Raw genomic sequence first — 21272 nt, forward strand, 5'->3', positions numbered from 1 at the left:
GACAAAAACGGCGACGTACTGGGAGACTATAGTATAGATCGACGCTAAACCAGGGGTAAACGTTCCTCCCACCTGGGGAGAGACAGACCTGAGGGAAGTCGGACTACCAATGGGGACTACGATATAGCTCATGTCACTGCGAGAACGATTCAACATCTCAAAATGGGCCATTCAGCATCGGCTGTTGACCATCGCCATTTGGCTGGCCATCGCCGTCGCCGGACTCTTCGCCTATTCCTCCCTCCAATACGCCCTCTTCCCAGACATCACCTTTCCCGTCGTCATCGTCAACGCCTCCGGGGACAGTGACGATGTCATCCGTACCGAAAGCGACCTCACCGAACCCATCGAAGCCCAACTTTGGGATTTACCCGGTCTCGACGATATCCAGTCCCGCGTCTATCCTGGACGCACCGTCATTAGTGTCTTATTTAACGTCGGCGTCGATCTAACCCCCTCCAGCGACGCCGTCCGCGATCGCCTCAACCAGCTAGAACTCCCCGACAACACAGAACTTGAGGTCATCCCCCTCAACCTCAATGAATCCGCCGCCATCAGTTACGCCCTACGGCCCACCTCAGACAGCGACCTAGAGGCGATCGCCCCCCTGACCCGCAATCAACTCATTCCCCAACTCGAACAACTCCCCGGAGTCCTGCGCGTCGATCTCCTCGGCGATGCTGAAATCAGCCAAGACAGCGAACCCGACCTCCTCACCGATGACGTTAGCCTCAACGCCCCCACCCTGATCCGCTTCGCCAGCGAGAACGCCCTGGCCCTACAAGTTATCAAAGAAGGAGACGCCAACACCCTAGACGTGGTGCGTCAGGTCGAAACCACCGTCGCCACCTGGGACCAAGACTATCCCCAACTTCAAATTGACCTAGCCGCCACCCAAGCCGACTTTATCCGCGAAGCCACCCAAGCCACCATTGACACCCTAGGATTTGCCATTATCCTAGCTGTCATCGTCATCTTCGCCTTTCTGCGCAACCTCTGGGCCACCCTCATCACCGCCTTGGCGATTCCCATCTCTCTCCTGGGAACCTTCATCATCATGGCCCTGTATGACTTCAACCTCGAAACCATTACCCTCCTGGCCCTAGCCCTAACCATCGGGATTATCGTCGATGATGCCATTGTCGAAGTCGAAAATATCGCCCGCCACCTCGACCAAGGACAACCCCCTCGCGAAGCCGCCATCGCCGCCACCAACGAAATTGGTCTCACCGTCTCCGCCTCCACCCTGACCATTGTCGCCGTCTTTCTCCCGGTGGCCTTCATGGGAGGAACCATCGGACAATTCTTTAAACCCTTTGGCCTGACCGTCTCGGCGGCGGTTCTCATCTCCCTCCTCGTCGCCCGAACCCTCTCCCCTGTCCTCGCCGTCTATTGGCTAAAACCTAAACCTCAGCCTCAGGGCGATCGCCCCCAATCCACCGCCCCCAGCTTCCTCGATCGCCTCTATTTACCCCTACTCCGCAACGCCCTCACCCATCCCTGGCGAACCCTCGCCATCGCCGTCCTCAGTTTAGTCGTAGGAATTGCCTTAATTCCCCTGATTCCCAAAGGCTTTATCCCCCAACTCGATCGCGGCGAGTTCAACATCCTCTACACTGCCCCCCTACCCGAGTTTCCCAGTCCCCAGGACCTTTCCCCCGAAGATGCGGACGCTTTCGGTGAGTTTGAGGAGTTTGAGGAGTTTGACCCGGGTCAAATGGAGGAGATGGACCCCGATCGCCCCATGACCCAGACCGCCTCAGATCCGCGAGTGTTCATCCTCAACGCCAGTCAGGAGATCGCCGCCGACCTAGAAGCCGTCGTCCGCGATCATCCCGATGTGGAGTCCGTCTATACCCTCATCGGCTACCGAGGTGAACCCAACCGCGGCCGCCTTAGCGTTCAACTGCGGGGCGATCGCCAACTCGACACCGCCAGCGTTCAAAGTGAATTACGAGACAGTCTCCCCCGGCCCGAAGGAAGCCGCGTCAGCGTTGAAGATATCCAATTCGTCGAAATCGGCGACAGCAAACCCTTACAAATTGCCCTCCTCGGCGATGACCTCGACCAACTCAACCAAACCGCCCGCAACATCGCCACAGCCATCCGTGATTTACCCGGCTTAATCGACATTGAAACCAGCGCCGACCCCGAGGGCGACCTCACCAGTATCCGCCGTAAATCCGGGGAACGAGTCGCCTATGTCGAAGCCAATCTTCGCCAGGGTCAGGCCCTCGGAGATGCCAGCGATGACGTCGTGGCGATCGCCCAAGACCTCCTCCCCCCCAACATCCGCCTCGACTTAGGCGGCGATGCCCAAAATGCTGCCAGCGTCTTTCGCAGTTTTGGCGGCACTCTCGCCTTATCGGTCATCTGTATGTTGGCGGTTTTAATCCTGCCCTTCGGACGCTTGTTAGAACCCTTAGTGGTCGGTTTATCTCTGCCCTTAGCCCTGGTTGGGGCCTTGTTTGCCCTACTCATTACCCAAAGTGACTTTGGCATGATTTCCCTCATTGGCACAATTTTCCTCTTAGGCTTATTAGACAAAAATGCCTTGCTGCTGATGGACTATGCCAATCAACTACGCAAAGCTGGAAAACCCCGCTTTGAAGCCCTACTCGAAACCGGACGGGTGCGCTTTCGTCCCATCCTCATGACCACCGCCTCAACGGTGTTAGGAATGTTGCCCATCGCCATCGGTTGGGGCGCAGGGGCCGAATTGCGTCAACCCATGGCCGTGGCCATTATTGGCGGTTTAATTACCTCCAGCCTCTTGAGTTTAGTCGTGGTCCCCGTTCTATATGGACTCTTGGAAGATAGCTGGTCAACCCTACGTCGAGGGCGATCGTAATCTTCCGCCAATAGCCCCTTAAAACTGTCTAAGACTTACAGAGAAAGTCAAAGTCTTTATGGATTTGCTCCATTACTTTAATCGGCTTTTCATCAGGTAATGTTTTTTGATAATATAAGCTCGCAATATCTTCGAAAACAGGGGCAACTTGTGGCTTGCCAAACTCCTTAGCCCAGTCAAATATCTTATAGCGAACGCTATGATAGAATTTAGACACGTCACGTTTAGAACCTTTCTTTAATATTTTGAGTATTTTTTGTATTTTAGAGTAATCTGTAATAACATCTTCAGGGTTATTTAAAAGCTGATCCAAAACCATTTGATCAGCCCTCGAAAATCCACTACTCCGTCGCAGCGAGGGGGTTTGAAACGTCCAAATAAAACTAAAAAGGGCAACCAGAAGCAATAAAACACGCACAACGAACCTGCTCCCTAGAATTGTCTCATCTCCATTCTACCAAGGTCAAAAACAAAATCCCAATCCCATGATGACCCCACCCCAACAAGCCCCCAAAGTCTCCCCTCATCTCTCCATTATCCATTATCCATTATCCATTATCCTAACCAGCCTTCTCCTCGGCAGTTGCACGCCTTCTGAGAGTCCCCCGCCCGAGGACATCAGTCCCCCAGTTGCCTCTCCCTCTCCCACCTCCGACCCCTCCCCCCTCTCCCTCAGCGATCCCGATTTCGAGGTTCAGCAACAGATACAAACCTATCTCAATCGCCTCAGTGGCCAAGGCTTTGACCCCCAACAACAGGGGATTTGGCTACAAACCGACGATCGCCTCTTAGGGGAAATTGGTGGAACCATTCCCCTCCCCGCCGCCTCCCTCACCAAAATCGCCACCACCCTCGCCGCCTTGCGTGAGTTTGACCTCGATCATCGCTTTTCGACCCAGTTTTTCCGACGAGGAGAGATTAACAATGGCGTGTTGGAGGGTGATTTGCTGGTGGTGGGGGATATGGACCCGTTGTTTGTCTGGGAAGAGGCGATCGCCATCGCCAATCAACTGGCCGATTTAGGTCTACAAGAGGTGACAGGAGACCTAATTATCGTCGGTAACTTCTTTATGAACTTTGAGGAAGACAGCGTCCTCTCAGGAGAACTCCTCAAACAAGCCCTTAACACCCGCCTCTGGACTGGAGACGCCGAAGCCCAATATCGCACCCTTCCCCCAGACACCCCTCGCCCCGAGTTAGAGATTTCCGGCCAAGTGCGTCGCCTGGAGATCCTCCCCTCGGACATTGAATCAGACGTAGAATTTCTCCTAGGCCATCAGTCTCAACCCCTACCGCGCATCCTCAAGCTGATGAATCGCTACAGTAATAATGCGATCGCCCATATGTTGGCTAACGCCATAGGTGGGGCGGAGGTGGTTCGCGAGAATGTCATCGCGGCCACTGGGGTTTCCCCCCGAGAAATTCAACTGATTAATGGATCGGGATTAGGGCGAGAGAATCAAATCTCACCCCGGGCAGTGATTCAGATGTATCAAGCGATTCAGCGAGAACTGGCCCCCGAAGGATTAACCCTAGCTGATGTGGTGGCCGTTGCCGGAGAACCCGAGGGGATCTTAACGGTGCGTCCCCTGCCTCCCTACGCGGTCTTAAAATCTGGAAGCCTCAATGCGGTGAGTACCCTATCGGGGGCCCTACCCACCCAAGATAAGGGAATTGTCTGGTTTTCCTTTCTCAATGGCGGCGGAGATATTGAAATTTTGCGGGCGGAACAGGAACGTTTTTTGCGGGAGTTAGAAGCCCAATGGGGGGCCGTCGATGAACTTCCCCCCAATTTGCAGATGACTCCATCCAAAATTTATTAAGAACCAGCTTGACAAAATCATAAATTTGCCCTATCCTAATGGCAACCGTTTAGTTATACTATCTATAGCTTTCTATAGCTTTTAAACCCTAAGGCTGAGTGAACGTTTGGTATTGAGAGGATTAATAATATAATGGCTGGCCGACAAATCAAACGACAAATTAGTTACAAGCACACATTGTCCGAGTTATCTGTCAATAGAAAAGACCCATGTGAGGTAGTAAGAGAGTTGATTTCAAACTCTTATGATGCTGGAGCGACTCAAATAAAAATATATACTCTATTGCAGTATCATGGCTTCATATTTTTTGATAACGGCACTGGCATTAGCCAAGTTCGAGTAAAAAACGATATTTCACCAATGGATGCATTCTTCTCTATTGGTTACTCTACAAAAGTTAAGGGAGGGTCGGTTGGCTATAAGTGCCAGGGTTCCAAGCTTTGCTTTGCATGTAGTAAATTTGCTCTACTGACCAGATGTGAGGATAGTCAAGACAACGCTTGGGATTATGTCGACATTGATAATCCCAAGCAAAATCTACCAAGGGAAAGCTATACAGTCGAGCCTAAGTCTGAGCACGACCCATTTGCTGTTCTAGAGTTTCTTCTAGATCAACCCGATGCCCGGACTGCCCCAATTCTCAACGACTTGAAGGACTTGTTTAGTCAGTTTAGCCATGGAACACTAATATTTGTTAAGGGTTTAGAAGTAGAAGACTTTTCAAAATATTACGGAACAGATTCTAAGTACCCTTACATTTATGAATATATAAAACATTACACTAAGCATGGTGATGTTACCAGACTTAATGCCGAAAGTACGAGTTTTCAGGTCAAGGACGAAGAGGCGTTTAAAAACTCTTATTATAGTAAGGATTGTAGTCTTTGTATATGGGACTATGATAGAGCAGAGCTAAAAGAAATCAAGCAGGGTTATCCTTACGTAGCTATCAAAAAAACAAAGACAAAAACTGGACCTAGTTCTGATTCAATATCATTACCTTCTCAGTTAAAATATCTCCGTTCATTGCGTTGTTCGTTGAGAAAAGCTAAGACTTTCAGGTTTGAAGGTCAGACATACTGTTTAGCATTTGCTGTTGACGGTACAAGGACAGCTTTGGATTTCTATGAGGCATTGGGGAGACAGGGAAGTAGTAGATCCGGTATCACACTAAGTTCTCAGCAAGGTACTTTTTTATGTTCAGAAGGAATCAAAATATGCGAATACAATCAGCTTTTTTTAAACGAAGTTTTCGATTTGGTAAAATTCTCGGTTTTATCTGATCCAAAAGCTCAGAGACACTTTGTTTTCATGATCAATGGTAGTTTTGACCTGGTCACAAACAGAACTTCTTTAACCACTGAATCTGAAAAGGTGGTACAAAGCACCCGTTTCCTGAAAGAAATTGAGTCCTTCGTAAGTAATTTTTATCAGACAGATAATGTTTTTAGAGATTTGGTAGATCGTTTAAATGGTGAAATAAATTCTGCCAAAATAGAGATTCAGGTAAAGAAATTTAGGGAAAGTAAGGATAATCTGTGTAAAAGACACTACTTTTACGTAGAAAATATAGATATTTTAAAAGACAAACGCTTCTATGAACCAGCAAGTGGTGAAGAGCATGGTGTAGGTGCTTTATATACAGTCTTTGCTAATCTTGTTCCTGACGACTCTCCATATAAGAAGTTTTGGCTTCGCCCACTTAACTTTGCGGCCCAAGGTTTAGATAGTATAGCAGAGGAAAAGCCTAACTCGACTAAGTCTCTGAAGGGATTAGAGTATAAGTACAAATTTTCTATTGATGAAATCTTTAACCATCCTTTAATTATAACAGATCAAATCGTCTGTTGGGAAGTAGATCTCGGTTCAGATAAAGGTGACGGAGATGTTTTGGAAGTAAAAGACGAGTCGGGTGCTAAAGGTGTTATAAATCTTCAAGCAGGGGATATGCAAGACATAGGATTTGAAATTAAAGATATAGATGAACCAGACGGTAACTATCACGGATCAAAGGTCATTCGAGTTGTTAATCTCAAATCTTTGTTGCTTCAAACATTTAACTGCCAATGGAGAAGTGGCTTCTAGTAGTGGCATTTTTTAGCTACGTCTAGATGTGATTCTCCCTTAACAGTCCCTTCTCATCTCTAACCCCTTGGGATACATTAACAGGGCAAAAATCGCCAGGCCGGCTTCAGTCCCGAAGACATCATGGCCGATATGAAACAAGGCATTCCACATCACCTGAGGATTCTCATAGGGATCGCCTCCATATTGGTTCAGGAGGGCCACGAAAAGTAAATTCACGCCAACGGAAAAGAAGGGAACCCAAAATACCCGTTTGTCCCTTAATAAACGATAGCCTCGATAGGTTAAGACGCTAAAAATGACCGTTAAGATGATAAAAATGGGAATTTTTAGACGATCTTCTCCGGTTTGATAGCCCAAGAGATAGAAGACAGATATAAAAACTAAAGAGATAGCAAAAAAGATTCGTAACCCTCGACCAATTTGAGTGGGATGTTTAACTAAACTCTCTGCCCATAAAATAAATCCAGATACCAAGAAAAAATAAAACAAAAAATTAAGGACACTATAGTCACTTTCGTAGTACCAACATTGAGCGACATGCAGACCAATTTCAGAGGCAATGCCTACCATAATTAAGCCAAAGCCGACTTGACCGAAAAAAATGGTCTTGCGGGGAACCTCTAAAACGGCCAACCCCTCATAAAAAGCATTCATGGCTAGAGGAATTAGAGCAAAATTAAGCACATGACTGATGATGAGTCCCAACTTCCAGCCCCCGGTGATGCAAGTCCTCGGCAGTCCAACGGGAAACTCAGGCAGTCCTGGGAGACTCATCAGCAGCAGACTTAACCCGACAATTCCAACGGTAATTACAGCTCCAATAAAATACCACCGATGAGGGTTCATTGGCATCACTTCCCGATACAGAAACGACTAAAAATGCGATCCAACACCGACTCGGTAATTTCCTCGCCCGTGATTTCTCCTAATGCCTGAATCCCATCCCGCAAGTCAATCGTCCAGAAATCCAAAGGAAGCTCGGCGGTAATCGTCTCTTGGACTCGTTCTAGGGCTGACTTAGCGCGAGTTAACGCTGCCGCTTGACGTTGATTAATACAGAAGTCTACATTAGCTGTCTCAATGTCTTGGGCGTGGGCTTTCTCTAAAATTGCCGCTTCTAAGGCCTCAATCCCCTGTTGTTGGGCGGCAGCGGTGAGAACCGGCTGTTGGATATAGGGAAGTTGGGGGGGAACCTCCACTAAATCACACTTATTCAAAATAGCAATCAGGGGGCGATCGCACACCCGCTGATAAATCGCCTCATCCTCCGCCGTCCAGCCAGACACTGCATCCAGGACTAACAAGACCAAATCCGCCGCCTCCAACGCCTGGCGCGATCGCTCCACCCCCATCTGTTCAATGCGATCACTCGTCTGGCGAATCCCCGCTGTATCCAATACTTGCACCGGGATTCCCCCCACCACCAACTGAGATTCCACCACATCCCGAGTCGTTCCCGGTAAGTCGGTGACAATGGCGCGATCGCTGCGACTCCAGGCATTCAACAAACTGGACTTCCCCACATTAGGGCGACCCACAATCACCACCTTTAACCCCGTCCGCAACAACTCCCCCTGACTAGCTGTCTTCTCAATGGCCTCAATCTCCCTCAACACCGCCGCCAAATCCTCAACCACCTTCCCCTCATCCAAAGGGGGTAAATCCTCCTCAAAATCCACCCGGGCCTCAATTTCGGCCAAAATATCTAAACATTGACTGCGCAAATCACGAATCGGCTGGGCCAGTCGTCCCTGAACCCCCGCCAAGGCTGCCTGAGACGCCGCCTGAGACTGGGCCCCCACCAAATCCGCAATACTTTCAGCCTGAGTTAAATCAATGCGGCCATTGAGAAAAGCCCGTAACGTAAACTCTCCAGGATTGGCTAAGCGGGCCCCCGCCTCCACACATAACTGCAACACCTGTTGCACCACCATCATCCCTCCATGGCAATGAAATTCCACCACATCCTCGCGTGTGTAGGACCGAGGCGCTACCATAAGTAACAACAGGGCTTCATCCACCAACGCCGAGGTACCCGGATGACGAATCGTTCCGTAGAGAATGCGATGGGTCTCCCAGGGTTGTTTTCCCGGTGCATGAAACAAGCATTTGGCGATGGCGATCGCCTCGTCACCGGACAACCGCACGATTCCCACACTTCCCTGTTGAGGGACGACCGCTGTGGCAATGGCCACAATCGTATCCCGGCGTAGCACTGCTTCAGACATTCGTGACTGCTCTTTCTCATGGCGTTCTCATCCTAGTCTGTTGTACAGTCGATGGACAGTCAACAGTTCTCGCGATGGCGATCGCCCGGGCAACCCGGATCACCGTTCCCATCAATCTCAACGTTTGCACTCACTCATGACTCAACCGCTTGGTTCTCGCCTGGTTCACCATCTCATTCACCTGATAGAACGGGGGTGGCGGATTACCCGCTACTACTACTGGCGTTTAATCCGTCTCCAAGATCCCCCAGAGTATATTGCCCGAGGCGTAGCGGTTGGAGTCTTTGCAGGTTGCTTTCCCCTGTTTGGGATGCAAACCCCCATCAGCATCCTCCTGGCAATGGGGGCCCGAGGTCATAAGCTTTGCGCGGCGGTCTGCACCTGGATCAGTAATCCTCTCACCTATCTCCCCATCTATTGGTTAAACTTCCAAATCGGGCGCTTGCTCCTCGGATCGAGCAGTAATGCTCCCTCTCAATGGAACTCCTTAGAGATCTTCCTCGACCAAACTGGGGAGTTTTTTGCAGACTTACTGCTAGGATCTCTCGTCATGGCCACGATTTTGGCGATCGTCAGTTACTTCGGGAGTTTACGGCTGATTCACATCTGGCGCCTCAAACGGCAACTCGAACGCCAGCAGAACCGGCGAAAAAAGACTTACATTCCCCATGATTCTCGTCGATCTCATCTGATCTCATCGAACCAGTAACTCTTGAGAGTGTTTTCAGCAGCCGTTTGCTCAAAATATCGTCCGGTATAATCGAAGATAGAGATTTGTGGAGTCGGAGCTTCCTCACGTGGCAGGTGCGAGCAAAACCCTAGTGATCGGAACCCTTTTAGATAGACGCTATCGCATCATTAAGATGTTGGGATCAGGGGCCTTCGGCCAAACCTATCTCGCGGCAGATGTTCGCCGTCCTGGCCTGCCCAAATGCGTGGTTAAGCAACTCTCCGCCGTCAAAGGAGGCATCGAATCCCTCCAGACGGCGAAACGGCTGTTTGAACAAGAAGCCGAAACCCTCGAACAACTCGGCAGCCACGATCGCATCCCCCGTCTGTTGGCCTACTTCCAAGAAGACGAACGGCTCTATCTCGTCAAGGAATATGTCGATGGCCATCCCCTCAGCGAGGAAATCCTACCCGGACAACCCCTCCCGGAAGCGGCCGTAGCCCAGATTTTATGGGATATCCTACAAATCCTGGTCTTCGTTCATCAGCATGAAGTCATCCATCGCGATGTTAAACCCGAAAACATCATCCGTCGCGACCATGACCAAGAACTGCTCCTGATTGATTTTGGCTCCGTCAAGGCCCTCAGCCAACAAATTGCTCAAGACGATGCCCTGCGAACCATCGCCGCCGGAACCCCGGTCTACATGCCCATCGAGCAGTTTCAGGGCAACCCCCAATATAACAGTGACCTCTATTCCCTCGGGGCGATCGCCATCCAAGCCCTCACCGGCGTCTCCCCTCACAACCTCCCCAAACTGCAAGACGAATCGGGAACCCTGATTTGGCGCAAACGCACCCAAGTCTCCGATGACCTGGCCGCCATCATCGATAAAATGGTGATGTATTCCTCAACCAAACGTTATCAGTCTGCTCATGCCGTCTTAGATGATTTGGCCCCCATCTTAGAACGGTATCAAACCAGAAACGAGGATGCAGCAGCGCTACCGGAGGACGAGTCCCCAAGCCTGGCGAATAAGTCGTCCTCATCCCGGTCCTGGTTGGGATGGACGGGTGGCCTTCTTCTGCTTATCCTGGGTTTAAGCCTGGGACTGTGGCTATGGCAACGTCCCCGAGAAGGCCGGGCTGAAGACTTTTATCATCGCGCTCTTGCCAATGTTGAACAGGGCAATAAAGACCTGGCATTACAAGCGTTAAATCGAGCCATTTACCACAATCGTAATCACATCGAAGCCCATTATCAACGAGCCAATATCCACTTCGATCAGGGAAATCTCGACGAGGCTATCCAAGACTATAGCCGTACCTTAGAGCTAGATCCCAATCATTACAATTCCCTCTATAACCGAGGCTTAGCTCAAATCCAGTCCGGAGACCTAGAAGCGGCCATGACGGACTTCTCCCAAGTGCTGCAATTGTCCCCCAATGATGCTGAAGCCTATTATCAACGGGCCCTGATTTCCTATGAATTAGGGGATTATAGCTCTGCCATTCAAGATTACACGCAAGCCATCCTCAAAGATCCCGCTTCCCCCAACGCCTATCTCAATCGTGGCTTAGCGCACTCGGCCGCCGGAAACCCCACGGAGGCGATCGCCGACTTTACCCAGGCCATTCGCGTCGATCCTGAGCATGTCAATGCCTTCTACAGTCGGGGTCGGACTCGCTTCAATATGGGGGAATATCGCGGGGCGCAACAGGATTATAGCCAAGTGTTGGCGTTAGAGCCGGACCATACGAACGCTCTGGTCAACCGTTGCAGTGTTAACCTCAATTTATTTGACTATGAGGCGGCGGTGGACGATTGTACTCGGGCCCTGGAGTTGGTGGAGGATGATTGGGTAGCCTATAACAATCGCTGTATTGCTCACTATAATTTAGGGCAATATGAGCAGGCGATCGCCGATTGTAGCCAAACCATTGAGTTAAACCCGAACCATGGCAAAGCCTTTAGTAATCGCGGCATGGCGAAGGGTGGGTTAGGGGATTTAGAGGGGGCGATCGCCGATTACACTCAGGCGATTGACTTAAACCCAGATAATCCGGTGGCCTTCAGCAATCGCGGGACAGTTCATGCGGAGTTAGGGGATTATCAACGGGCCATGGAAGACCATACCCAAGCCTTACGGCTCAATGATGAGTCCCCCACGCCTTATTTCAATCGGGCCGCAGTCCGTGAGCAGCTTCAGGATCGCTCTGGGGCGATCGCCGATTATGAACGAGCGGCACAGGCCTGTCTGGATGTGGGCCGAGTGGACTGCTATGAGCGGGCCCGCCAACAAATCCAACGACTGGGAGGACCCTAAGGGCCTCGATTCTCGCTGATTAGACCCCTGAACTGACTGGGGTTCCCTGGCACAACTCCAATAAGATATGGAGGAGATCCTGACTTTGGCTGAGGGTATCTGTCAGGATAACCCGGGGACGGGCGATCGCCTCAAGTTTCTCGGCAATGGCATCGGTGAGTCCTCCGGGACAGAGGAAGTAGGGCAACACCCCCACCTGGTCATAGCCGGCCTGCTCATATTTTTGTAGTTGTTGTTCTAGGCGGGGATCAACGGACCAATAGGCGGCCTGCACCGGGACGCCAACTCGTTGCGGGAGTTGTGCCGCCAGGGCCTCGATGGGAGCATTGCCCCCAGGCCGCCGACTCCCATGGGCCAAGAGAATCCAGGCCTGGCATGGGGGCGCCGCCTGGATTTGCCCGTGCAGCACCTGGCAGAGTCTCCCATGACTGCCGAGATAGGGCAGAATCTCTAGGGAGGCCGTCTGCGGAAGCTGCGATCGCGCGATCGCCACTTCACTGGGAATATCCTCTTTGACATGAACCCCCGGCAACAAAAACAGGGGCAAAATCCGCAGCGGCCGTTGTACCTGGTGATAAAAGTTCAGCAGTTGTTGGTGCAGCGGTTCCGGTTGACAATCGAGGGCCGCTGTTCCCACGGGACAATTTCCTAATTCTTGCGCCATGAGATCGGCCAAATGAGCCACGATTTGGTCGGGGCGAGGATCGCGGCTACCATGGGCGACCAGTACATAGGCGGGGGAGGTCATGGGGGGTTCAGTTTAGGATACTCGTTCAGGATAACGAGGGAAGAAGGCAAGGGGCAAGGGGTAAAAGGAGGCAGTAGGCAGTAGGCAGTAGGCAGTAGGCAGTGGGCAGTGGGCAGTGGGGAAGATAAGGCCAGGGGCAATTGGACAAAAAAATGCCGCGCTGGACTCGGCCAGACGCGGGATTTCGAACTCCAAGATAGAGTACCTAGAGCGGTTAGCTCATGGTCGCACCACTGCGATCATAGGAAATTGAGTTGTTGTAAGAGGGTTTACCTTGAACGTGAGACCAATGGTCTGCGGCCTCTCCCGGAATCCCAGCTTCTTCAGATACACGGGTTAATAAAGACTGTTGACGGTTACGGATGGCTTGATGATGACGGCTCATCAATGCTCGGCTGCGATCATTTAAAGACATAATTACTATTCCTCGAGGGCGATTATTAAAGGTTGCGGTGGGTTTTTTCCTCCCGCACTTACGAGTATAGCAACTTTCTGTATCATTTTTTACAATTTAACAATTCTTAACATTATAAACAGCTAAAGACTATCCAGTTCCCGAGTTCTCAGACAGACCTCAAGGGAGTCCCTTGCCACAAGCCATTTGGCAAGCGCCGGCCCATTGGGGGGAGATCCTAGATAACCGGTAATTCAAACATTAAGAATTTATGGAGAAGACGTCAGGGCGTGACATTCCTGAGATGGACTGCAAACGCCCTAAAAATCAGGCATTTGGCCAGCAAACCCTTGCCCCAGACCTAGTTGGGATCGCCTTATACTGGGAATAGATTTATCAACAATATCAAACTCGGGTGATCGTATCTCGTTAGATTTACTGAGACCCCAGCCTCCATTAGCCCATCTGGTGCGATCGCCCTTGACGAAGCCCTTGCTCAACGTCATTCCTACCTTTATTTAAATCCGTTTTTAGTCAAATTTAACCTAAACGTCCATGAAAATTCCCTTAGAGTCTCTCCCATTAACCCCCGAACCCACAACCATCCGCTGTCCGAACTGTGGTCGTCCAGGAGAGCGGCATCATCTCACCCACAGCCGTCTCATCCGCACCGAGTGTCACCACTGCGACTATCTGATGATTACCTGTGGCGACACCGGAAACGTCATCGAGGCCTACTCACCCGGACTCTATGCCCACGCCATGTAGAAGCGGCACAAAGCAGCACAACGCCATGATGACCCAACTACCAAGTTGGGTCGCTATAGAGATCTACCGTGATTTTCTCCATCCCCGCCGGAACCGCCGTAATGCACGAACAAATGGCCTCACCATTGAGTTCGACCTCACAGGCATGACAAGATCCCATCAAACAGCCAGTGGGAATCGTGAGGCCAGCCCGTTTGGCTACATCTAGCAATGGCTCACCGGCTTGAGCGTCCACTGTCACGTCGTTGGGAAGAAATTGTACTTGCACAGTCATTGTTCAGGCAATTGTCTCGCGAACAGAACCCGATACCCCCGCCATCATCGACTCAGAAGGCGCAATCTCGGCCATTCCTAGCCTAGAAAGTTCCTCCTGATACAGACAAAAGGGGCCATCGTATATCAAAATGTTAACCAGTATTCTCTAATTCTGCCGTACTGCGTTGACAACCTTGGTGACTTCTTCAGATCCCGTGGGCAAAGTTTATCTCGTCGGAGCCGGCCCCGGAGATCCAGGCTTGCTGACGGTGAAAGCTAAAACCCTCATCGAATGTGCTGACGTGGTGGTCTATGATGCCCTCGTCAGTGAACCGATCCTGGCCCTGATTGCCCCCCAGGCCCAGCGGATTCATGCCGGGAAGCGTCGCGGCCGGCATTCCCTCCTGCAAGAGCAAACCACAGAACTTCTCATCAACCTGGCCCAACGTCATGCCGTTGTCGTGCGTCTCAAGGGGGGAGATCCCTTTGTCTTTGGTCGTGGGGGCGAAGAAATGGAAGACCTCTTGGCAGCGGGGGTTCCGGTGGAAGTGGTTCCTGGGGTCACCTCGGGAATTGCCGCCCCGGCCTATGCGGGGATTCCCTTAACCCATCGTCAATACAGTTCCTCCGTCACCTTTGTCACCGGCCATGAGATGGTGGACAAATATCGGCCTGAGGTGAACTGGGAGGCGATCGCCCAAGGGTCCGAAACCATTGTCATCTATATGGGGGTGCGGAACCTCCCGAATATCGTAGAAAGTCTTCTCAAGGCTGGGCGGGAGCCAGAAACCCCCATTGCCTTAATCCGTTGGGGAACCCGTCCCGATCAAGAAGAACTCCTCGGCTCTCTTGGCTCAATCGTCGAACAGGTGGAAACAACCGGTTTTGAAGCCCCAGCCGTAGCGGTGGTGGGAGCTGTGGTTAACCTTCAACCTATTCTCTCGCGGGGCTGTCCTCAACCTCTGCCTCAATAGCAACGCGATCGCGATTTTCCCATGTGGGAAGACTGCGATCGCTACCAGAGTGACGTTAATAACGCAGGTTAACGAGCCGAAACTGTCTCAGTTTCAGGCGTCCAAGTGGTTAGCCACTCCGTTTGGGCCGTTGGCTCAAAACCGCGAGTTAACGTTGTGATCTTCGCCTGTTTGGCTTGCAGCACCTGAATGAGAAATTCCAGAGCTTTTCTAGGATTTCCTGCACCGCAAAAAAACAGATCCGCTGCAAAATAGCCATGCTCAGGCCAGGAATGCAGAGCAATATGAGACTCCGCTAAGGTAGCCGTCGCAGTTACCCCGTGGGGGCTGAACTGGTGTACACATAAATCAATCAGCGTTGCTCCTCCGACTGAAACCGCATCCATGAGTGCCCCACGAATACACTCTGGGTCATTGAGCAACTCAGCGGGGGATTCCCAGGCGTCAACGACCAGATGGGTTCCGATTGCTTTCATTTATCGACAATGCTCCGTAAAAACAAACCATCTTACTTCTAGCATAAATTCCCAAAACCCGGAGAGTTTTCCAGGTTTTTCGCCAGTTTTTTCTCCTTTGAGGGCCACATCATTCCCCCAAGGACCGCTCAACCGCCAATGCCCAAACGTAAGGCTAAACTTGGCGTTAGGGGCAACAGGGTTAATAACATCATCAACAGTGACACCAAACTAATAATGGCCCGAGCATCATCGGGTTCTCGGATTTCATTGAGACTAGGGCGTTCTAAATCACGCTGTAAGACCAAGATGATGATGGCCCAATATAAGGCCAAGGGATTGGCAAAGGTGGCGATCGCCAACACCACTAAGGTCGCAATGGTAGTACGTCCTGCAATTTTACGCCCATAAATGGCTTGTACCGCCCGTCCACCATCCAACTGGCCCGCCGGCATTAAATTAATGGCATTAACCACTAATCCTAACCACCCCAAAATCACCAAAGGATGAACCGCCACTAAGGCTTGATTTAAGCTTTGCCCCAACAGGCCCTTAGCGACCACTCCTACCAACACCGACCCTCGGAAAAACTCCGTCGGAATCTGAAACAGACTCCCAGCATTAGACCAACCTAGGCCCACCAGTAACAGCACGAAGGAGAACAGCCCCCCAGCTAGGGGCCCCGCGATGGACACATCAAACAAAACCGAACGATTCGGCATCAGTGACTCAAAACGAGTAATTGCCCCAAAAGAGCCGATTTGCCAGGTGGGCAGAAAAAACGGCGGTGATAAACGTACCCCACACCGACTGGCCATCACCCGATGGCCCAGTTCGTGAATTAAGAGGATGGCCCAAATTCCCAAGGCTAAGGGTAAGGTTTCCGACCAGCGGCTCAAATCACTAAATAAATCAAAGCCTAAAAAGATACCCGCCGTTTCCAGGGAAGTGACCACCGTGGCGATACAAAGTCCTAGGGCCAGAAGTTGTTGCCCTTGCGTCAGGGGTTGCGGGTCTTTATCCCGAGGTAAGACCACCACCACCGGCTTGCCATCGGGATCGGGGACTAAAAACAAACGATAGCGATCGCCCGTGACCCCCTCTAAGCGGGAAGCCAGCATCTCATAGGAGGATTCAGGCTCTCCCCGCAAATTGCCCTTAAAAATCGCACCGGACTGATAAGGGATGGTCTCCGTACAAAAAAACGTATCAATGCCAAAAATGCTTTGAATCTGGCGTAAATCCTCATCAGGGATGGCAGGAAACTCTAGGGCCGCCTTGCGAGTTTCGGGCTTGAGGGGGACTTTCGTCCCGGGATTCACCGGCTTTGACGGTTCCACAGTTTTGCCAGAGTCAGATGGAGATGTGAGGTTTGGGGCCGACTCCGAGTCGGCTGAGGAGTCCAGGTCAGCCTCACGCGCCTTAACTTGAGGGTCTTGGGAGTCAGATGGCTCACTCATCCCCAGCTTGGTTTCTAACAGATTCTGTAAATCGGCCCGTTCCTTCGGGTCTTGGGCTGCCCGACGTAGTTGCCGCCCCAAGCCGATATAGACAATAATCGATAGAACGATAACTAACAGCTCCAACGCCAAATTGATATAAATTCCGGCTGCCAAGAGGCCAAAAAAGACCAACCAGGGTGCCGTCACGGACACAGACTGCAACCACGACAGCAAACCAATTTTGCCGTAGGGACGAGCACGGGCATAACCCCATACCAAAATTCCAGCAGCAAACAGTACGATTGCAATGGGTGTGATTGTCTCAGTCGCGATGTCCATCCACTTACCTTTAACATTTCATCTCAACGTCGGTGCATTTACACCTCGCTGTTCTCACTTTAACCCTTTCAGGGCATTGATTTCTCTATGAATCTCTGAGGATGGCTTAGGAATGGGTAGAGTCTCTCCTAAGTCAGGTCAACCCCCGGGTCCGTGAGCTGGCCCCTGAGCTGGTCCCTTAACATGGGAACTTAACCTGGCCCCCTGTTTCCATACTCTACCCTTCACTAAGCATCACCTTGCCCTGTGCCAGTTGCATACTTGAATTGCTGCCCCCATGAAACCTTCTCCCCTTTCTATCCCTTGGGTGACCCTCTCGACTGGTGTTGTGCTGGGGTTGGCAGTTCTGTGGATGGACCGGGTTGAATCCCGTCGGTTCCAGAACCAGAGTCGCCAGTCGGTGCTTCAGCAACTCAACACGGTCCGAACCCTCTTAGAAGGACAATTGGAAACTCACCGCATCTTGGCAGATTCCCTGGGCCATCAGGCTCTAGTCGAGTCTCCCCAACCATCCCAGCGTTGGTCTGCCCTACAGGGGCAACTCCAAGAGAACTATCCGGCCATCACAGAGGTTGTCTGGAGACCGATGCTCATCCCCCCTGAGATGGAGTCAGCCATTCCCTGGGTCCCAGAAACTCACTCCCTGCAATCCCTAGGGCAGATTCAGTTGCAGGTTCCGATTCGTTCCCCCGGTCCTGAGGGGGATTCTTTGGCCTTAGGGGAGGTTCACCTACTTGTCGATTTAGAGCGGTTAGTAGAAGAGAGCCGGTTAGGGGAGCGACTGTCTGATTTAGACTGGGCCCTACGAACTCCGACGTCAACGGAACATGGGGCATCACTCCTATTGGGCAGGGCTAAGGTGTTTGAGATGTCTCCGGTGACGGCAAATGTGCGAGTCTCGGAGACAGTCTGGCAAATTGCTGGGATTCCTGCTCAAGGATGGCCGCGGCAGTCGCCCCTACAGCCTTGGATTCGTACCCTAGGCACCACGATGACCGTGGGAACAATGCTGTTGCTGGGTGGGGGCCTACATCGCCATAAACGGCAGTTTGAGACAACCCAAGCCATTTTAGCCCGATTGAATGCCCAGGAGCACCAATACCGCTGTATGGCCGATAGCACGCCGGTGATTCTGCTGCAATTGGATCGGCGGGGGGTTCCTCATTTTGCCAATCTCTATAGTCAGAATTTTTTGGGCTATGATTTCCCGACGTTGGAGGAAATGCCCCTAGCGAAACGCTTGGCGAGTCCTGGATTGGCGGGGTTAATGGAGGAGGCGACCCAGAGTCACACGGTGGCAGTGTCTCGGGTTGTCCCCATTCGCCGCCGCAATGGGGAACAGGTCTGGGTGAATTGGCATGTGTGTTTGTTGGGGGATCATTCGGGGAACTCTCCGGGGTTGCTCTGTATTGGCTATGATGTGAGCGATCGCCAGGGGATTCAGAGCCGTTTGCTTAAGCTACAGGGTCAGTTGCGGCGCCTGTTTACTCTGATGGGCGATCGCCTGGCGTTGGTGAATGCCCAAGGCCAGTATTGCCAGGATTATCGCCATGAAAGTTCTTCCCCAGAGTCGTCAGGGTCGGGGGGGAGTCTCAAGGAGAGTTTTGGGGAGGTTGAGGCGGAACAGATATTAGGGGTGGTTCGACGGGCGATCGCCCAGCCGTCCCAAGAAAGCTGTTTTTGTCTGAATCTGGAGACCCCGGAGAGTGCCTCAGACGAGACCTCCGGCTCTCGTTGCTTGTTGGTGACGGTGTTCCCCTTTCTAGAGGATTGTGCCTTAGTGTTGATGGAGGATATCACGGAACAACGGGATCTCAAACGTCGCTTGCAAGGCACACAACAGGAGTTAGAAGACCGAGTGCGCGATCGCGCTGGCAAACTCTATAAAACCAATAAACAGCTTCAACAAGAAGTGGTGGAGCGGATGCAAATTGAGGAGGCTTTGCGTTTGAGTGAAGAGCGCGAACGGGATAAGGCGAAGCAACTCGAAGCCACGATCCAACAACTCAAGTGTACTCAAGCCCAATTGGTGCAGACTGAGAAGATGTCCAGTTTGGGGCAGTTAGCCGCTGGCATGGCCCATGAAATTAACAATCCAGTCAACTTTATTTATGGCAATCTTACCCCAGTCCGAGACTATCTCGGCGATCTCCTAGAACTGCTCCGTCGCTATCAAGAGCATTATCCTCAACCTCCTGAGGCGATCGCCACCTGGCAGGAGGAAATTGATGTGCAATTTCTCCAGGACGATTTATTTAAAATTCTTCAGTCGATGGAGGTAGGAGTCGAACGGATTCATGCCATTATTACCTCGTTAAAAAACTTTGCCCGCCTCGATGAGATGGGCATGAAATCGGTCAATCTTCATGAAGGTATTGATAGCACCGTAATGGTCTTACAAAATCGCCTTCGCGGTCACGGCAAACGACCGGACATTTCCCTGGTTAAACAATATGGGAACATTCCCAATGTGACCTGTTATGCGAGTCAGATTAACCAGGTTTTGATGAATGTCTTGGACAATGCGATCGATGCCATTCAGGAGCGTCTTAAACAACAACCCGACCCCCCACCTGAAATCCGTATTTCCACCCGCTGTCTCAGCGAAGATGGGATATCCATTATTCTAGAAGACAATGGAACCGGGATTCCTGATACAGTTCAAGGGCAAGTCTTTAATCCATTTTTTACAACTAAAGTTGTAGGAACAGGAACGGGACTTGGGTTATCTATTGCCTATCAAGTCATTCATGAAACCCACGGAGGACGAATTAATATTACCTCTCAACCCGGACAGACTCAATTTGAAATTCAACTCCCCCATAAACTCATCCCTCACCATCAAACATAATGCGTACTGAAGAATCATTAAAGCGAATAGCGAACTTGCTAAACAACGCCAAGCAACTTCCTAAACAGAAGGTCGCTCAACCAACCTTTTTCGAAATAACAGGATACCCACATCTAGAAAATGTCAGTAGCAACGTTTTAGCATTTTATCTACAACCGAATAACCCCCATCAATTAGGAGGTCTTCTCCTTCAGGCTCTGTGTCTTGCTGCCAATCATCCCATCGATGAATTGGACGCAGCAAGCGCAACTGTACGCACAGAAGAAAGCACATCTGGAAACAAACGAATTGATATTGTCATCGAAACGAACAATACGATAATTGGCATAGAAAATAAGATATACCACGAACTTAATAACGATCTTCAGGTCTATTGGCGGCACTTAAGCTTAAATGCACAGAGTCGAAATGTTATGGGAATTGTTTTATCCTTAAAGCCCATGCAATCTCCTGATACAACAGGTTTCCAAAACATCACCTATGAACAGTTATTTACGCAATTCGAGCCGTCCCTATCAACGCTAGATCAATCCAAGCGTTATCATTTATTTCTGCTTGAGTTTATTCAAAACATACGCAATCTAATAGGGGGCACAACAATGGATTTAGATAGGATTAACTTCTTCCGAAACCATCAACAAGAAATCAACAATTTACTATCAGAAATAGACAGGCTAAAGCAAGATATGCGCCAGCGATTAAACCAATTAGCAGAAACCCTAGAATTGGAGCGTCACGACTCACGAGTCACGCAAGGCTATTCGTCACCACCTACTGCCGCTGTGATGGAGTTCCTGTTTTACACCATCGATATTAACCCTCAGTGCGTTCTTCAAATCGATATATTTATCGACTTATCAGGCTGGCACATGCAGTTTTGGAATCGGCGGGGTGAGAGACAACGGGTGCAACACATGATGATAGAACAAGACATCCCTCACCGTGTTCAACAAAAGCCGGTTTGGAGGCTAGTCTATACCGGCCCTTGCCCGCCTTTCGAGGCGGATATTAGCGAGCTGCACCCATGGGTGACAGAGGTTACAAATCAATTGATATGATT

At 50.8% G+C, this 21272-nt stretch carries 18 protein-coding genes; 10 read left to right on the top strand and 8 right to left on the bottom strand.

The window, feature by feature from the left end:
* Positions 1–130: 130 nt before the first annotated feature.
* Positions 131–2851, top strand: a complete 2721-nt coding sequence (locus L855_RS20550; RefSeq protein WP_159790789.1) for an efflux RND transporter permease subunit — start codon at positions 131–133, stop codon at positions 2849–2851.
* A 28-nt stretch (positions 2852–2879) separates the two neighbouring features.
* Here the strand turns inward: L855_RS20550 and L855_RS20555 are convergent, their stop codons facing one another.
* The gene (locus tag L855_RS20555; protein ID WP_159790790.1) at positions 2880–3269 is read right to left on the bottom strand and encodes a hypothetical protein; all 390 of its coding nucleotides are present in this window, start codon (positions 3267–3269) and stop codon (positions 2880–2882) included.
* Between the two features lie 67 nt (positions 3270–3336).
* On the opposite strand from L855_RS20555, the gene L855_RS20560 reads away from it, so the two are divergent.
* Together L855_RS20560 and L855_RS20565 are read left to right on the top strand one after the other, a co-directional pair.
* Positions 3337–4674, top strand: coding sequence for a D-alanyl-D-alanine carboxypeptidase (locus tag L855_RS20560; protein WP_246199230.1), 1338 nt, complete (start codon positions 3337–3339; stop codon positions 4672–4674).
* Positions 4675–4806: 132 nt separating this feature from the next.
* On the top strand, positions 4807–6759 hold the full coding sequence (locus L855_RS20565; RefSeq protein ID WP_159790791.1) for an ATP-binding protein: 1953 nt from the start codon (positions 4807–4809) through the stop codon (positions 6757–6759).
* Positions 6760–6798: 39 nt separating this feature from the next.
* Here the strand turns inward: L855_RS20565 and L855_RS20570 are convergent, their stop codons facing one another.
* Together L855_RS20570 and mnmE are read right to left on the bottom strand one after the other, a co-directional pair.
* On the bottom strand, positions 6799–7608 hold the full coding sequence (locus L855_RS20570; protein WP_219729968.1) for a hypothetical protein: 810 nt from the start codon (positions 7606–7608) through the stop codon (positions 6799–6801).
* Between the two features lie 5 nt (positions 7609–7613).
* Positions 7614–8990 carry a tRNA uridine-5-carboxymethylaminomethyl(34) synthesis GTPase MnmE gene (mnmE, locus tag L855_RS20575; protein WP_159790793.1) on the bottom strand — a complete coding sequence of 459 codons (1377 nt, stop codon included), beginning with the start codon at positions 8988–8990 and terminating at the stop codon, positions 7614–7616.
* 2 nt (positions 8991–8992) lie between these two features.
* Between mnmE and L855_RS21555 the strand changes: the two genes are divergently transcribed.
* From L855_RS21555 to L855_RS20585, 3 genes are all read left to right on the top strand, one after another.
* Positions 8993–9130 (top strand): hypothetical protein, encoded by a 138-nt coding sequence (locus L855_RS21555; RefSeq protein ID WP_219729969.1) that lies wholly within the window; start codon positions 8993–8995, stop codon positions 9128–9130.
* A complete protein-coding gene (locus L855_RS20580) occupies positions 9127–9699 on the top strand; it encodes a DUF2062 domain-containing protein (RefSeq protein WP_159790794.1) in 573 nt (190 codons plus the stop codon). The genes L855_RS21555 and L855_RS20580 overlap by 4 nt, the downstream gene beginning before the upstream one ends.
* A 112-nt stretch (positions 9700–9811) precedes the next feature.
* Positions 9812–11986 carry a serine/threonine-protein kinase gene (locus tag L855_RS20585; protein ID WP_246199237.1) on the top strand — a complete coding sequence of 725 codons (2175 nt, stop codon included), beginning with the start codon at positions 9812–9814 and terminating at the stop codon, positions 11984–11986.
* Between the two features lie 19 nt (positions 11987–12005).
* Here L855_RS20585 and L855_RS20590 read toward each other — a convergent pair whose 3' ends face one another.
* Together L855_RS20590 and gifA are read right to left on the bottom strand one after the other, a co-directional pair.
* On the bottom strand, positions 12006–12734 hold the full coding sequence (locus L855_RS20590; RefSeq protein WP_159790795.1) for a sirohydrochlorin chelatase: 729 nt from the start codon (positions 12732–12734) through the stop codon (positions 12006–12008).
* 214 nt (positions 12735–12948) lie between these two features.
* A complete protein-coding gene (gifA, locus tag L855_RS20595; protein ID WP_159790796.1) occupies positions 12949–13149 on the bottom strand; it encodes a glutamine synthetase inactivation factor IF7A in 201 nt (66 codons plus the stop codon).
* A gap of 534 nt (positions 13150–13683) precedes the next feature.
* Here gifA and L855_RS20600 point away from each other — a divergent pair.
* Complete coding sequence (locus L855_RS20600; RefSeq protein ID WP_159790797.1) at positions 13684–13896, top strand: hypothetical protein; 213 nt, start codon at positions 13684–13686, stop codon at positions 13894–13896.
* 37 nt (positions 13897–13933) lie between these two features.
* Here the strand turns inward: L855_RS20600 and L855_RS20605 are convergent, their stop codons facing one another.
* Positions 13934–14170, bottom strand: coding sequence for a 2Fe-2S iron-sulfur cluster-binding protein (locus tag L855_RS20605; protein WP_192925053.1), 237 nt, complete (start codon positions 14168–14170; stop codon positions 13934–13936).
* A 178-nt stretch (positions 14171–14348) separates the two neighbouring features.
* Between L855_RS20605 and cobA the strand changes: the two genes are divergently transcribed.
* On the top strand, positions 14349–15125 hold the full coding sequence (gene cobA, locus L855_RS20610) for a uroporphyrinogen-III C-methyltransferase (RefSeq protein ID WP_246199245.1): 777 nt from the start codon (positions 14349–14351) through the stop codon (positions 15123–15125).
* Positions 15126–15193: 68 nt separating this feature from the next.
* Here the strand turns inward: cobA and speD are convergent, their stop codons facing one another.
* Both speD and L855_RS20620 read right to left on the bottom strand, forming a co-directional pair.
* The gene (gene speD / locus L855_RS20615) at positions 15194–15601 is read right to left on the bottom strand and encodes an adenosylmethionine decarboxylase (RefSeq protein WP_159790798.1); all 408 of its coding nucleotides are present in this window, start codon (positions 15599–15601) and stop codon (positions 15194–15196) included.
* Positions 15602–15729: 128 nt separating this feature from the next.
* Positions 15730–17361 carry a site-2 protease family protein gene (locus L855_RS20620; protein WP_159790799.1) on the bottom strand — a complete coding sequence of 544 codons (1632 nt, stop codon included), beginning with the start codon at positions 17359–17361 and terminating at the stop codon, positions 15730–15732.
* 277 nt (positions 17362–17638) lie between these two features.
* Here L855_RS20620 and L855_RS20625 point away from each other — a divergent pair, with 277 nt between their 5' ends.
* Together L855_RS20625 and L855_RS20630 are read left to right on the top strand one after the other, a co-directional pair.
* A complete protein-coding gene (locus tag L855_RS20625) occupies positions 17639–20212 on the top strand; it encodes an ATP-binding protein (protein ID WP_159790800.1) in 2574 nt (857 codons plus the stop codon).
* The gene (locus tag L855_RS20630; protein ID WP_159790801.1) at positions 20212–21270 is read left to right on the top strand and encodes a PD-(D/E)XK nuclease family protein; all 1059 of its coding nucleotides are present in this window, start codon (positions 20212–20214) and stop codon (positions 21268–21270) included. The genes L855_RS20625 and L855_RS20630 overlap by 1 nt, the downstream gene beginning before the upstream one ends.
* Positions 21271–21272: the final 2 nt, after the last annotated feature.

The sequence above is a fragment of the Sodalinema gerasimenkoae IPPAS B-353 genome (assembly GCF_009846485.1).
In the GTDB taxonomy this organism is placed as follows: Bacteria; Cyanobacteriota; Cyanobacteriia; order Cyanobacteriales; family Geitlerinemataceae; genus Sodalinema; species Sodalinema gerasimenkoae.

What these genes read in the sequence shown, in the direction of transcription:
- L855_RS20565 (WP_159790791.1), top strand. Translation starts at nt 4,807, where the DNA reads ATGGCTGGCCGACAAATCAAACGACAAATTAGTTACAAGCACACATTG.
- gifA (WP_159790796.1), bottom strand. Translation starts at nt 13,149, where the DNA reads ATGTCTTTAAATGATCGCAGCCGAGCATTGATGAGCCGTCATCATCAA.
- mnmE (WP_159790793.1), bottom strand. Translation starts at nt 8,990, where the DNA reads ATGTCTGAAGCAGTGCTACGCCGGGATACGATTGTGGCCATTGCCACA.
- L855_RS20550 (WP_159790789.1), top strand. Translation starts at nt 131, where the DNA reads ATGTCACTGCGAGAACGATTCAACATCTCAAAATGGGCCATTCAGCAT.
- L855_RS20560 (WP_246199230.1), top strand. Translation starts at nt 3,337, where the DNA reads ATGATGACCCCACCCCAACAAGCCCCCAAAGTCTCCCCTCATCTCTCC.
- L855_RS20590 (WP_159790795.1), bottom strand. Translation starts at nt 12,734, where the DNA reads ATGACCTCCCCCGCCTATGTACTGGTCGCCCATGGTAGCCGCGATCCT.
- L855_RS20630 (WP_159790801.1), top strand. Translation starts at nt 20,212, where the DNA reads ATGCGTACTGAAGAATCATTAAAGCGAATAGCGAACTTGCTAAACAAC.
- L855_RS20620 (WP_159790799.1), bottom strand. Translation starts at nt 17,361, where the DNA reads ATGGACATCGCGACTGAGACAATCACACCCATTGCAATCGTACTGTTT.
- L855_RS20600 (WP_159790797.1), top strand. Translation starts at nt 13,684, where the DNA reads ATGAAAATTCCCTTAGAGTCTCTCCCATTAACCCCCGAACCCACAACC.
- L855_RS20570 (WP_219729968.1), bottom strand. Translation starts at nt 7,608, where the DNA reads ATGAACCCTCATCGGTGGTATTTTATTGGAGCTGTAATTACCGTTGGA.
- L855_RS20625 (WP_159790800.1), top strand. Translation starts at nt 17,639, where the DNA reads ATGAAACCTTCTCCCCTTTCTATCCCTTGGGTGACCCTCTCGACTGGT.
- L855_RS20580 (WP_159790794.1), top strand. Translation starts at nt 9,127, where the DNA reads ATGACTCAACCGCTTGGTTCTCGCCTGGTTCACCATCTCATTCACCTG.
- speD (WP_159790798.1), bottom strand. Translation starts at nt 15,601, where the DNA reads ATGAAAGCAATCGGAACCCATCTGGTCGTTGACGCCTGGGAATCCCCC.
- L855_RS20605 (WP_192925053.1), bottom strand. Translation starts at nt 14,170, where the DNA reads ATGACTGTGCAAGTACAATTTCTTCCCAACGACGTGACAGTGGACGCT.